This is a genomic window from Planctobacterium marinum (genome assembly GCF_020687805.1).
GTDB lineage: Bacteria > Pseudomonadota > Gammaproteobacteria > Enterobacterales > Alteromonadaceae > Planctobacterium > Planctobacterium marinum.
Map to the genome: position 1 here is coordinate 15,152 of NZ_JAJEWQ010000001.1, position 13,320 is coordinate 28,471.

Below are 13,320 nucleotides of genomic sequence, written 5' to 3' on the forward strand. Positions count from 1 at the left end.
ATCAGGAATTTTTGTTGGGCAGAGGCAACAGTTTTCAGACAAGGTTCAGCCGGAAACTAATTTGTATGCCTTTGTTATTTTGTAAGGTATTGAAAAATAACAAAAAATACAAGCCTAGGGGATGCTTTTCTATACTGTCTCAAAAAAGCGACAGCTTAACAGCGCAGCGCTATTGGCTTAAAGTATGGCCCCAGTTAACAGGTTAGTGCAGGGATTTAAAAAATAAACAATGCCTGATATTTCAATATCTTCAATGTCATTGCGTACGCTTATTTTATGGAGCTTTAGCGCTGTTACGCTGCCGCTGGCATTGGTGTTGGCCTCATCGATGATGAGTGTAGGGGATGTGTCTTCTAAAGGGGTTAGTGCCGTAAAGCAAGTGGCTGATGTGGTGTTTACCAGTCAACAACTCTCTGCCTTATTGAATAATATGGAGCGCACTGCCAGTCAGTTTCAGGTATTGTCAGATGCGTCCCTTAAGCAACAATATCTGGCCTACCGCACAGAGTTTTTATCTACAGTTGAAAATGCCTACGGTGGGGCGCACTCATTACACCTGGATGAGGTACTCAATCAGTTGAGCGCGGCAGAACAAAGGGTATATGTCCGGGTTGTAGGAGATGAAACCTTAACACTGGCAGCGTTGCAGAGCGGCTTTGGTGAATTGCACGGCTATGCTCAGACACTGTTCAGAATGAATAACGATATTATTTCTGCCGAAATAAACGCCATTGAGCAAAGTGCATCTGAGGTGTCCGATAAACTTTTGCGTTCAACGCTGATTTTCCCTTTTACCTTGTTACTGGCTATTTGTTTTGTGCGAATTATCAACCGACCTCTGAAGCAATTGATGCCTCAACTTAAGCAACTGGAAATTGGTGATTTAAGTCATCCGGTAAAAGTAACCGGGGCCAAGGATATCAGGGACATTGCCGTGACCATTGAGAGTATGCGGGCACAACTTTTACGCCTGGAAGAACAAAAAACCTTAACCTTGCAGCATTTGTCTCATGAACTTAAAACTCCGCTGGCTGCCATAAGAGAAGGCACCGAACTTTTATATGACGGCACGTCAGGACAGTTGAACGAAGCACAACACCATATTGCCGGGATATTGCGCAGCAGCACCGGTCGTTTGCAAAAGCTGATTGAAGCCCTGCTTGATTTGAATATCATTATTGCTGCTAAACTACCGGAACAAACCCAGTATTGTGATATTGAACAGGTGGTCTCGGGGATACTGAATGATCGCAGCCTGGAAATCAGGGCTAAATCATTAACCATTGCATTCAGCAACAGGACAAAATCACCATTGCCGATGTATGAAGACCATTGCCGGATCGTAATGGATAATCTGTTGTCCAATGCCATCAAGTTTTCTCCTGAGCAGGGCACGATTACGCTGTCGGTGGATAACAAGGGTGAGCAGACTCAGATCGTCGTGGAAGATCAGGGGCCAGGTATTCCGGTGGATGATACTGAGCAGGTATTTGAATTGTTTTATCAGGCCAATAATCAACCAGACAGCAAAGTAAAAGGAAGTGGGATGGGCTTAACCCTAACGCGGGAAATTCTCAATAAGTATGGTGCAAAGGTTTGTATGAGCAATCGTGCAGCACAGCCTGGCTGTCAGGCCATTGTTCAGTTGCCAGTTAATACGGAGACAAATTAATGCGTGTTTTGCTATGGGTTTCTGTGTTGTTTTTTATGGCGGGGTGCCAGTCTCTTACAGCATCAAAACAAAAAAACAGCGCAATTGAAATAAAATCAGTGCGCCCGACACAACAGGATTTACCGGAAATTAACTGGAGTGCGCTGTACCTTGAATACAAAGCCATGACAGTGCACGAACTTGAACAGTCGTTGCTGCAATTACAGGCGGCACCGGTTACAAAAGAATCTGCCATAAGGCAGGTTTTTATTTATCTCACACCACATTCGCCGGTTAAAAACAGCCACATGGGCAGAACACTGCTGCGCCGTTGGCTGTCAGATTATCCGGAAGAAACGACAGGTCAATGGCAACTATTAATGGATACCCTGACCGAAACCACGCGATTGTCGGAGCGTTTGCAAAAAAATACCGAAACTCATCAAAGCCTGTTGCAGCAGCTGGAACAAGGCAAAGTGCAACTACAGCAACAGATTGAGCAGCTAAAATCTATCGAGCAACATATCAATGACAGAGATAACCGAACCAACGGCAAATAATCCCATGCAACCTATTCTGGTGGTAGACGATGATGAGGATTTGTTGACCTTAATAGCAATGCGGTTACGCGGCGCCGGTTATCAGGTGGACAGCACTTTAAGCAGTGAGTCAGCTTTAGGCATGATAGAGGCCAGTCGGCCGCAGTTATTGATCACCGATATGCGCATGGACGGCATGGATGGTATGGCGTTGTTTAAAGCCGTGCGGGCTAAATATCCGGCATTGCCAGTGATCATATTAACCGCCCATGGCACGATTCCGGATGCCATAAATGCCACTAAACAAGGGGTGTTTTCTTATCTGACCAAGCCATTTAACAGTCAGGAATTGCTGGAAAATGTCGCTCAGGCACTGCGCCTTAATCCCACTACCGATTGTGATCCACAAGATGCGCAACAGCTGCCGATGGATCATGAGATCATATACCGCAGTAACATCATGAAAGAAGTGCTTCTGCTGGCCAGTCAGGTGGCTCAAACGGATGTCAGTGTGTTTATTAACAGTCAGTCGGGCACGGGGAAGGAGCTGCTTGCAAAAGCGATCCATCACGCCAGTGACCGAAGTAACGCGCCGTTTATCGCAGTAAACTGTGCTGCCATTCCTGAAACCCTTCTGGAATCTGAGCTGTTTGGTCACGTCAAAGGCTCATTTACCGGCGCAAATAAAGATCATCTGGGTCTGTTTCAGGCCGCGGATGGTGGCACTTTGTTTTTGGATGAAATCGGTGATATGCCGCTGAGTTTTCAGGTAAAACTACTGCGGGTATTACAGGAAAAAGAAGTGCGTCGGGTTGGTGACACACAATCGGTCAGCATTGATGTCAGGGTTATTAGCGCGACGCATAAAGACCTGGAACAGGCTGTGGAAGACAAAGAGTTCCGCGAAGACCTGTTTTACCGCCTGAATGTTGTGGAATTGCGCTTGCCTTCTCTGGCGGAGCGACGAGACGATATCCCCTTGCTGGTAAATTACTTTTTCCAGCAGATTTTGCAACGTATCCAAAAGCCGCTGACAGGTTATACCGATGAAGCAATGGCACTGCTGATAGCAGCCCCCTGGCCGGGCAACGTCAGGCAACTTCAGAATGTTGTGGAACAAACGGTAGCATTAAGTCAGGGGCCATTGATCTCCGGTGAACTGGTGCAGCGGGCATTACGCATGAAATCCCCTGATACCCCATCACTGTCTTCAGCAAAAAATGATTTTGAACGGGCTTATCTGGCGGAACTGTTAAATGCGACGCTGGGGAATGTTACCCAGGCGGCAAAAATAGCAGGACGCAATCGTACTGAGTTTTACAAATTGCTGGACAAGCATCACTTAAAACCCGAACAATTTCGCTAGTTACCGCATTAAAGCGAATGACTGCTGAATGTGCAGTTGATATCCGGGTTGCGTCGCTGAACGGGGTGTGACAGTGCATTTTTTGTGGCCAATCCAATAAAAATCAAAAAAATTAAAAAAAATTTCATTGCATAAAAATGGGCAACGGCAAAGGTGGGTGCAGGAGGCTTATCTGCTTGGTACTGATTCAGCTAAGGCAATTGTGTTTAATGGGTTTAGGTGTAGTAAAAGTATCCCTGATGTTGGGTCTGTCAGGGTAGCGTTGAGCTGAATAATTATGGGATTTTTTGCATTTTAATCTATCGTACTGTGATGCCTATCCTAATTTGTTCGTTTTGTTTCACCCATCTCCAAATCCCTTAAGTTGATTTAACTGAAAAGCTTGTGATATACCTTGAGTAGTTCAAAAATAAAGCAAAAGTGAGCTTGTGGTGAATACCTTTCTTGCAACAGGATCTGACAACTGCGCGCCTTCAAGGCAGTCACAGTGTGTTGATGTTGCAATGCCAGCCACTCATTGCGCTTTGCTATCCCATACCATTACCTATCCAGAATGCTCAACAGATTACCATCTGTCTGAGTGGTTTGACGAATAGTCTCTATCTGAAACTGCCCGATATTTCCGCTTGCAAATAGCGGGCGTATTCCTGCAAGCAAAAAACAATAAAAATAATCAAAAACTGTTAACAACAACTGTTGGAAAAATCTATGAAAACATCAATGAAACTGGTGTCTGTCATGACACTTTTGGCTTCGTCTGTGGCCAATGCCTGCCTCACGCAGGAAAGCGAGTCAAATAACACTGAATCCAATGCTAATGACGGCATTTGTAGTGGTGTACTGATAGAGGGAAGTATCAGCTCCCGCAATGACAGGGACTGGTATCGATTCGATGCCGCCAGCAGCGGTACTATCAGTATCTCGCTGGATCACAATGGCAATAACGATTTCGACTGGGATCTCTATCGCTCTACCGGCAGCGCTGTCGCCTCCGGGGCCACCAGCGCTGTGCCGGAAACCGGATCATACTCTGGTGGTGCCGGTGAGTACTTTTTGAAAGTGAGCCGCTACAGTGGTACGGGGTGGTATGATCTGACTATTAACTACCCTGACAGTGGTTCAGGTGGTGGTGGCGGTTGTACTCAATACGGCGCTCGCCCGAGCAAACCCGGTGGATTACAGGCGTTTATCAGTGGCAACGCTCAGGATGTTTGTATCGCTGAACCGGCACAAGGGGCTGTGTTGTTAATGGGCGGTGGTCCTGATGTGGATGCGTCGTTTAGCCAGCGGGTCAATCCGCATATTGATGGTGGTGATGTTGTCGTGTTGCGAACTTCTGGCACTGATGCTTACAACAGTTACCTGCTGCCGTTAACCGGCGCAAATTCGGTTGAAACAATTATCGTAGATACTGTTTCCCGTGCTAATTCCGATTATGTGGAATGGGCGATTAAATCTGCTGAATTTGTGTTTATCGCCGGTGGTGACCAATCTGATTATCTAAATCAATGGCAGGGCACTAAGGTGCAGACAGCACTGCAACACGTCTATAGCAACAACGGTATCATTGGCGGTACATCGGCGGGCAATGCGGTACAGGGTGAGTATGTTTACGACCCCGACGGGGTGTTAGGTGCTATCAGTGAAGAAGTGGTAACCGATTTATGTCATGAAACCGTGAATATCTCGACTAACTTCCTGAATACCCCGGTGATGGCAAATATCATAACTGATACGCATTTCGCAGAGCGTGACCGCATGGGGCGGATGGCTAACTTCCTGGCTAATATTGGTTCTGGTAACACCGCCATCGGCGTAGATGAAGACAGCGCCTTGTTTGTTACTGAAGATGGTAATGGGATTGTTGATGGCACCGGCAATGTCTATGTTTTAAAAACTGACGGACAAACCAGTTTTACGCAGGCCAGTTGTGGTCAGGCACTCATTCTGGATGATCTGCTCAATTATCGTTTGCAGCCCGGAGACACGTTTAATGTGTTAACCGGCGCATCCAGTGTGAGTCCTACGCGGCTCGATATCGATGGCCGGTACAGCAATTTTTATAATCCGGTCAATCCCTATTAATTGTTAAAATCACGCACCATTTCTGTCATTGAAGTGGTGCGTCTTTCCACCTGTCTTGTTTACTGTGTCGTTCATCTAAAAGCACTGGAAAATCTTGCGCTTTAACACTGTAATTCCGCTGTTATGCCCGCGTAGGATTTACTGGAACAAACATGAACCTCACTCGCTCATCAGTTAAAAACCCGGCTGCCGTGTTGGTTATTGTGGCCCTGGTGTTCATCTTTGGCGTTATTGCCATGTTGAAATTGCCCATACAATTAACACCGGATATTGAACAACCTCAGATAACCATATCCACCGGGTGGCGAGCGGCTGCACCGGAAGAAGTGGAATCCGTGATTATTGAGCCACAGGAAAATGTGGTGAAAAACACCCGTGGCGTGGTGGATGTGGCAACGAACATCCAGCAAGGGTTTGGCAATATTACACTGACGTTTGATGTTGGCACCAACATGCAGCAGGCCATGCTGGATGTGATCAATAATCTCAATCAGGCACCGCCACTGCCTCTGGACGTATTTGAACCTGTAGTCGCTACCGGAGGAGGCCGGGGCGGACCCAATGCTGCTTCTTTACTGGTGCGTCCCGTTCCCGGCAATGATTTGGCTGACATGGCGAATCATCAGGCCTTAATTGAAGATGTGATTGAGCCCCGCTTAGCCCGTATCTCTGGTGTCGGACAGGTCAATCTGAATAGTCAGCGCCCCCGTGAACTGCGTATTACCTTCGATCCCTATAAATTGGCGGCTCTTGGTATCTCAATCGGCCAGGTGGCCAATACGGTTTCCAGAGCGTCAGATGTGTCGGGTGGCTTTGCGGATGTCGGGCGGCGCCAGTACACAGTACGATTTGCCGGGCAATACGATTTACAGTCTTTGTCTGACATGATCATTTCTTATAGTGGCGATCGACCGGTATTTTTGAAAGACGTGGCCAAGGTGGAAAACACCCTGGTTGACCGCTTTGGATTTACACTGCGAAATGGCGCGCCCGCCTATTACATCACGGTCAGTCGTGGCAATGAAGCCAATACCGTCGCCTTATTAGATGACATTAACCTGGCCATAAAAGAACTTAATGAAGGTCCGCTGGCTGAGGTTGGCCTGATGATCGATTTGAGTTTTGATTCATCGGTGCATATTCGCAATGCGTTGTTGCTGGTAAAGAGTAATCTGGGACTGGGCGTCTTTCTGGCTTTGGGCATCTTGTGGTTGTTTTTGCGCGGTTGGAAGGCCACCTTGATCATTGCTACCACCATTCCGTTATCTGTCATGGTGGCATTTCTGGTGCTCAGTATGTTGGAGCGCAGTCTGAATGTCATCTCTCTGGCAGGCGTGGCGTTTGCTGTGGGACTGGTTTTGGACGCCGCCATTATCGTACAGGAAAACATCGTGCGTTTGCGCGGTGAAGGCATGGAAAACAAAAAGGCCGTGGTTAAAGGCGCGACTCAGGTTGCCGGTGCTTTGTTTGCATCCACCGCCACCAGTGTCGCGATTTTCTTACCTATCTTGTTTATGAAAGGTATAGAAGGGCAGCTATTTTCAGATCTGGCCCTGACCCTCTCCGTTGCGGTTATTGCTTCGCTGGTAACGGCGGTGACCGTGTTGCCCATTGCCAGTCGGTATCTGTTGTCAGATGCGCAACAGCAAGATCCGCATGAAGGCTATTGGCAAAGACTGACCAGTCTTATCATGGCGTTAACCAATACCGCTCAAAGGCGATTAGGCTGGATTGTTGGTTTAATGCTGGGGTCGGTGCTGGTAACCACCAGCTTAATGCCACGCACGGATTTTATGCCAAGAGCCCCGATTGATGGTTTCTTCTTTTCCCTGAATTTGCCGCCGGGTGGCAATATCGAGTTTCTGGACGAAGAAATGGCAAATCGCTTCCGGGATAGAATTCAGCCCTATCTCGACGGTGAACTACAACCCAAAGTTAAAAGCTATAACTTCTACAGCTACGGCCCTGATTCTACTGGCGGATTTATTTATGCCGATGATCCTACCCGGGTGGAAGAATTAATGCAGGTAGTGCAAAACGAGGTACTGGCCGGTTTGCCTGATACCCAGGTATTCTTGTTCCGTGGCTCTATGATAAACGTGACCGGTGGCGGCAATGGTCGCTCGGTTAACATTGATCTACAAGGGCCGGATATGGAGCCTCTGATGGCTGCAGCCCAGATAGGTATTCAGACCATTCAGGCGCATTTACCTGGCACCAGCGCGCAACCCGTACCGGCTTTGTCAATGGCCGAACCTGAGTTGCGCTTGATACCTGATGATAGGCGTATCACGCAGGCGGGACTAAACCGCAGTGATGTGGCCAACGCTGTGCGGGCTTTTACCGACGGACTGTTTGTAGCAGAGTACTTTGACGGCAATGATCGCATGAATGTGATTTTACGCGGCTCACAATGGACTGATCCTGATGAGTTTGCCTCATTGCCGGTTTATACCCCCCTTTCCGGTATTCAGACCCTGGGCGAGTTAGCTACGGTGACGCGTACTGTCGGACCCAGCCAGTTGCGCAGAGTGGATGGTAAACGCACTGTTACCCTGATAATACGGCCACCGGAAACCTTGTCCCTGGAAGAAGCGATGGCACAGTTGGAAGAACATGTGATCCCGGCTATCAAAGCAGAACTTCCGGCAGACGCTAATTTACTGATCAATGGCAATGCCAACCGAATGCAACAGGCGATTTGGGACATGTTGCAGAACTTTGTGTTAGCTCTGGTAATTTTGTTCCTGCTGATGACGGCGTTGTTTAAATCCGCCAAAGACAGCTTTTTAGTGCTCACCGTAATGCCGATGGCGTTGGCGGGCGGGGTGTTGGGATTATGGGTACTGAACCTGTTTACTTTCCAGTCTTTGGATCTGCTGACAATGATTGGATTTATCATCCTGTTGGGCTTGGTGGTAAACAATGCCATTTTACTGGTGGATCAAACCCGTAGCTCTGAACGGGATGGATTAAGTCGTCGGGAGGCCGTGAGTCAGGCGGTGCGTATTCGGGCACGTCCGGTGTACATGAGTACCTTAACCAGTTTATTTGGCATGTTGCCTTTGATGATCTTACCTGGCGTAGGGTCGGAAATTTATCGTGGGCTTGCCACGGTTATTGTAGGTGGCATGGCGATCAGCGCCATGTTTACTTTGATTTTGTTGCCAGCCCTGCTGCGTATCGGAGAGCAACAACAGGAAAGCCACTATACTTCTTCAACATCAGACTTTGCGGGACGGGAGTCAGTCTAATGAAAATTCACATGAAATTATCAACAGGACTTGCCTGTTTATTGTTTGCCGTTAACGTGTCAGCCCAGCAGGCACCTGCCAAACCCGTCAAGGTTGGCACAGTGGAAAAATCCGTTTTTGTTCCAACGGTGGATATTGTGGGTAGTATCTACAGCCGCAATAACGTGCAACTCACCGCCGGTGTTGGCGGACGCCTGGAGTTTGTGGCCGAGCCTGGTACTTATCTTTTGCAGGGCGAAGAAGTCGCCAGAATTGATCAATTGCCATTGCAACTACAACAGGCTGAGCAACAAGCAGAAATCAGGCGCGAACAAATCAATATCAAATACCTCGCCAGGGAAGTTGAGCGTTTACAGAATCTGCGGGAAAGCAACAGCGCTTCGGCATTTCAACTGGATCAAACCCAATCGCAGTACGACCTGGCTCGCGCCGATCTGGAGATAGCGCAACTTCGGTTGCGTCAGATCAACGATCAGCTGAGTCGGGCGATTGTCAAAGCGCCGTTTGATGGTGTTGTGACTGAACGTGTCAGAGAGGCCGGTGGCGATGTGAATCGCAGTGATGTACTGGTGACGATGCTGGATACTGAAAACCTCGAAGGCCGTATTTTCGTACCTGTAAAATACCTGCCTTTTATACGCACCAGTAAAGATGTATTGATCAAATCTGCGAATAATCAAATTAATGCGCAAATTAAGGCCATTATACCGGCCGCCGACAGACAATCTCAGTCGTTTGAATTGCGGGTTAGCTTGCCGGCCGGTGCCAATGAAAGCTGGACCAGCGGTGAACTGATAACCGCCACTATTCCGGTACGGGCACCGCAGGAAACGCTGACCGTGCACCGGGATGCGTTAATTCTCAGAAAAGAAGGCACCTTTGTGGTGGTTATCGATGATGAAAATAAAGCCCACCGACATCTGGTGGAAGTAGGACAGGGCATGAAGGAACGGGTGAGTATTCAAAGTGAAGCGATTCAGGCGGGCGATAAAGTGGCGACACGAGGCGCTGAGCGTATTCAGGATGGTCAAACGGTGACGATTGCTGTGCCCAATGCCTGACAAATAACCGCAGGCCATGCTGCAAGCACTGGCCTGCCACCCGGATCACTGAATGATATTTGATTTAGGGATCCACTTTTCACTGATTTTGGTAAGTACCCCGTTGTCCGATAACTCCTGTAATGCACTGCTGATATCTTCCCGGTGTTCAAACAAAGGGCTGGCCTTGCTGATCACGGTAAACGACTCCAGTACCGTTGATGGCTGATAAATGGACTTTTTCATAATACGTTTCAGGTGGGGGCTTTTAAATTCGACGCCATCAAACAGGGTGTCAAAGCCAGCCAGTACATCAATGCGTCCGGCAATTAACAACTCGATACCGGTTTCACGATTTTTGACATCCATTTTAAGTAAGTTATCTGCCTGCTCAAACTTTTCAAAATACACGGTGCTGCCAACGTAACCAATAACGAAGTTGTCCTGTTGTAAATCCTTGAACTCATCGATGACACGTTTGTCGTCGTAGCGTTGGTAAAACACGGTTGAATGCACATCTTTCAGGTAAGCCGGTGGGACAAATTCCAGAAAAGCGGCCCTGGTGCTGGAATAAAGTAAAGAGTGCGCCATATCCACATTTCCATCGCGCAATGCGCGCATACAGGCCGACCAGTCGCACTCGTAATAGTCGTATGTAACCCCCAGTGTCTTAGCTAAAATTTGTGTCAGATCATGTTCGAAACCGGCATAACTGCTTCCTTTTTCAGTTTTACTGATGATCATATAGGGCGGAAGATGATTGGCGATCAGGCGAATTACCGGGCGTTCAACCGCCGGCATGAGCTTTTCCTTGCCCTGCAGAGAAAAGCTACAGAACAAGTATGTTACAAGGGTAATCCAGAAAAACTTACTCAAAAATAAATACAACAGAAATTTACCCAATTTACTTTTATCATTATAGTTATCAGGGATTGCATTGAACTCCGGGACGTCCAAAGTCACCTGAATAACCTAACATTTGGCGAAGGCTTATCTGTAGCCTTCATCTTACTCGGGAGTGAATAACTATGATGGCATTTAATAACAATGATATACAAAAAGCGCTAGGTCAATTAAACCTTAGTTGTAAAAATGAATGGAAGTTGGTGGATGGGTCGTTGCAAAAGCGTTTTAAGTTCAGCAATTTTATTGAAGCCTTCGGTTGGATGAGTAAAGTGGCTATTGTCGCTGAGAAAATGGATCATCACCCGGAATGGTTCAACGTCTACAATAAAGTCGATGTGACACTGGTCACTCATGATGCCAATGGCATTACCCAAAAAGATTTTGATTTGGCCAATCAGATGGAGTTGTTAGCTCAAAGTCGGTAAATAAAATCAAAGGCGATAGCCAGCACTACACACCGAATATTCCGTAAAGATCTGGTGCTAAAGCCCATCCCTGGAGCAGAGATATTATGGCTCCTGCAGGGTATTATCCTGGGGGAAGTGAGCCTTTAGGGCGGTCAGCTGGCTGTCATAGTGACGCCATATCCCTTGTCCTTTGCGGTTAATCGGCTGTTTAACCTGCTCAGAGCTGGGGGTTTTTATGGCTCTCTCGGTTTCGTAAAAGCGCAGGCAGCTTTCTTCGAAGGGCAGATTGCAAAATGCCAGAATTCGCCTGACCTGGCTTTCAAGATCATCCAGGACATCTTCATGTTGCACCCGCAATACGAAACCGGGCAATACTTCATCCCAATGGGCCATCAGTTTCTCGTAAGCCAGATAATAGCGAGCAAGAGTGTCGAGACTGTAGGAAAACTCTTGTCCTTCACCAAATAGTTGTTTGTAGCCACTGAAACAACAATCCATTGGTGCTCTGCGGGCATCAATGACTTTGGCGTTGGGTAAGATCAGCTTGATCAGACCAAGGTGCAAAAAATTGTTGGGCATCTTATCGATGAAGTAAGGTTTGTTGCTGCGATACACCTGGGTGTCCTGAATATATTGCTCACCAAAACGGGCGTAATAGCCAGAATCGATTTGTGTCAGGTTGTCCGGATAGGCATTTTTGTTGCCCCGCAGGCGAGTAACCAGACTTAAAATGTTATGCAATTCCATCGTTCCCTCAACCTGCGAGTGTGACGCCAGAATTTGTTCAAGTAGAGTTGAGCCCGCCCTTGGTAGCCCTACGATAAATATCGGCGCGGCATCATCACAACCCACATCCGGTAAATTGGTAAACAGGGCACTATTGCAGTGGGCTATTTGGCGCTCAACCTGTCGCTCAACACTGGCAATATCGTAATTGAGTTGCGCTTGCTTTAACTGGTTACCCTTTTGAAAATGTTCAAATGCCAATGGGTATTGTTTTTTGTCTTCATAGGCTTTGCCCAATGCAAAATGAAGATGAATCCGGTCATCGGTGCTGGTGTCGTCTGTCCTGGTCAGGGATGTCATGGCTTGCAGTTCTACATCCTGAAACTGATAGGTTTTGGTATTCGCCAGACTCCAGTAGGCATCACCAAAATCTGGTTTGATTTGCCAGGCGGTGCGGTAGGCCGCAATGGCTGCCTGCAATTGACCATCAGCTTTCAGGGCATGGCCCAATAACAGGTTGATGTAAGGCTGTTGTTCATCCTGAGCCAGCAGTGCCTGATACAGTGTCACAGAGCCCTGAATATCGCCAATACCCAGAAGCGCTCCGGCTTTGGCCAGTAAAAACGATTTTTCCTGCGGGTAGTGTTGTAAAAGTGTGTCACAGGTTTGAAGAGATTGCCGAAATTTGCCAATTTGATTGAGTAATTTTATGTATTCCAGCCCGGCATAATAGTGATCGGGATACAAGGCAACACAGCTTTCCAGCACAAACTCTGCTTCGGCATAGGCTTTGAGTTGCAAACCGATTTCGCCCAGTAATGTCAGGGCTTCTGCATGGTGTTTGTTCTGACTTAAGAACTGGCGGCATAACTTATCGGCTGTGTCTAAATGTCCCTCATACATGAGGTCTCTGGCACCTAAGATGGGCTTTGGCAGCGCCGAAAGTCGCTGGGTCTGTTTGCGGGCCAGTGCCAGAGCCTGACTATTCTGTGATTGCTGATAATAACTTTCTAAATAGCGCCAACTGGCCAGTAATGCCGGATTCAGTTGGGTTGCTTTATAAAAGTGTTTTGCGGCGTCATGGGGTTGGTTAAGCGCAACATAACAATGCCCCAATTCTTGCCAACACCTGGCGTGTTCGGGATACTGCTGAATAAGTTGTTGATTGCTGCTGATAGCCTTGTCAGGAGTACCACTTAGCCGGAAAGCAACGGCCAGCAGGTAGTGCAATTCCTTTTGACTGGCGACATCTTGTTCAGTCTTTATGCCGTTTTGGGCCAGCTTTATGGATTCGGCAAACTGCCCCTGGGCTAATGCCTTTTTAATCTCTGCAATCATCAATACGC

At 47.6% G+C, this 13,320-nt stretch carries 9 protein-coding genes; 7 read left to right on the forward strand and 2 right to left on the reverse strand.

The window, feature by feature from the left end; genetic code table 11:
• Positions 1-229 precede the first annotated feature (229 nt).
• The 6 genes from LJ740_RS00085 (at position 230) to LJ740_RS00110 (ending at position 9,956) form a co-directional block, all read left to right on the forward strand.
• Entirely contained in the window at positions 230-1,672 is a 1,443-nt protein-coding gene (locus LJ740_RS00085) for a sensor histidine kinase (RefSeq protein ID WP_229526979.1), read from the forward strand.
• Positions 1,672-2,211: a hypothetical protein gene (locus tag LJ740_RS00090; protein WP_229526980.1), complete on the forward strand. Its 540-nt coding sequence runs from the start codon at positions 1,672-1,674 to the stop codon at positions 2,209-2,211. The genes LJ740_RS00085 and LJ740_RS00090 overlap by 1 nt, the downstream gene beginning before the upstream one ends.
• Positions 2,180-3,556, forward strand: coding sequence for a sigma-54-dependent transcriptional regulator (locus LJ740_RS00095; protein ID WP_229526981.1), 1,377 nt, complete (start codon positions 2,180-2,182; stop codon positions 3,554-3,556). The genes LJ740_RS00090 and LJ740_RS00095 overlap by 32 nt, the downstream gene beginning before the upstream one ends.
• A 708-nt stretch (positions 3,557-4,264) precedes the next feature.
• Entirely contained in the window at positions 4,265-5,641 is a 1,377-nt protein-coding gene (locus LJ740_RS00100) for a Type 1 glutamine amidotransferase-like domain-containing protein (RefSeq protein WP_229526982.1), read from the forward strand.
• Positions 5,642-5,793: 152 nt separating this feature from the next.
• Positions 5,794-8,895, forward strand: coding sequence for an efflux RND transporter permease subunit (locus LJ740_RS00105; RefSeq protein WP_229526983.1), 3,102 nt, complete (start codon positions 5,794-5,796; stop codon positions 8,893-8,895).
• Positions 8,896-8,906: 11 nt separating this feature from the next.
• On the forward strand, positions 8,907-9,956 hold the full coding sequence (locus tag LJ740_RS00110) for an efflux RND transporter periplasmic adaptor subunit (RefSeq protein ID WP_229526984.1): 1,050 nt from the start codon (positions 8,907-8,909) through the stop codon (positions 9,954-9,956).
• Positions 9,957-10,001: 45 nt separating this feature from the next.
• Here the strand turns inward: LJ740_RS00110 and LJ740_RS00115 are convergent, their stop codons facing one another.
• Complete coding sequence (locus tag LJ740_RS00115; RefSeq protein ID WP_229526985.1) at positions 10,002-10,736, reverse strand: substrate-binding periplasmic protein; 735 nt, start codon at positions 10,734-10,736, stop codon at positions 10,002-10,004.
• A gap of 230 nt (positions 10,737-10,966) precedes the next feature.
• Between LJ740_RS00115 and LJ740_RS00120 the strand changes: the two genes are divergently transcribed.
• Positions 10,967-11,266 (forward strand): 4a-hydroxytetrahydrobiopterin dehydratase, encoded by a 300-nt coding sequence (locus LJ740_RS00120; RefSeq protein ID WP_229528009.1) that lies wholly within the window; start codon positions 10,967-10,969, stop codon positions 11,264-11,266.
• 84 nt (positions 11,267-11,350) lie between these two features.
• Here LJ740_RS00120 and LJ740_RS00125 read toward each other — a convergent pair whose 3' ends face one another.
• Entirely contained in the window at positions 11,351-13,312 is a 1,962-nt protein-coding gene (locus tag LJ740_RS00125; RefSeq protein ID WP_229526986.1) for a tetratricopeptide repeat-containing sulfotransferase family protein, read from the reverse strand.
• Positions 13,313-13,320 lie beyond the last annotated feature (8 nt).

What these genes read in the sequence shown, in the direction of transcription:
- LJ740_RS00085 (WP_229526979.1), top strand. Translation starts at nt 230, where the DNA reads ATGCCTGATATTTCAATATCTTCAATGTCATTGCGTACGCTTATTTTA.
- LJ740_RS00090 (WP_229526980.1), top strand. Translation starts at nt 1,672, where the DNA reads ATGCGTGTTTTGCTATGGGTTTCTGTGTTGTTTTTTATGGCGGGGTGC.
- LJ740_RS00095 (WP_229526981.1), top strand. Translation starts at nt 2,180, where the DNA reads ATGACAGAGATAACCGAACCAACGGCAAATAATCCCATGCAACCTATT.
- LJ740_RS00100 (WP_229526982.1), top strand. Translation starts at nt 4,265, where the DNA reads ATGAAAACATCAATGAAACTGGTGTCTGTCATGACACTTTTGGCTTCG.
- LJ740_RS00105 (WP_229526983.1), top strand. Translation starts at nt 5,794, where the DNA reads ATGAACCTCACTCGCTCATCAGTTAAAAACCCGGCTGCCGTGTTGGTT.
- LJ740_RS00110 (WP_229526984.1), top strand. Translation starts at nt 8,907, where the DNA reads ATGAAATTATCAACAGGACTTGCCTGTTTATTGTTTGCCGTTAACGTG.
- LJ740_RS00115 (WP_229526985.1), bottom strand. Translation starts at nt 10,736, where the DNA reads ATGCCGGCGGTTGAACGCCCGGTAATTCGCCTGATCGCCAATCATCTT.
- LJ740_RS00120 (WP_229528009.1), top strand. Translation starts at nt 10,967, where the DNA reads ATGGCATTTAATAACAATGATATACAAAAAGCGCTAGGTCAATTAAAC.
- LJ740_RS00125 (WP_229526986.1), bottom strand. Translation starts at nt 13,312, where the DNA reads ATGATTGCAGAGATTAAAAAGGCATTAGCCCAGGGGCAGTTTGCCGAA.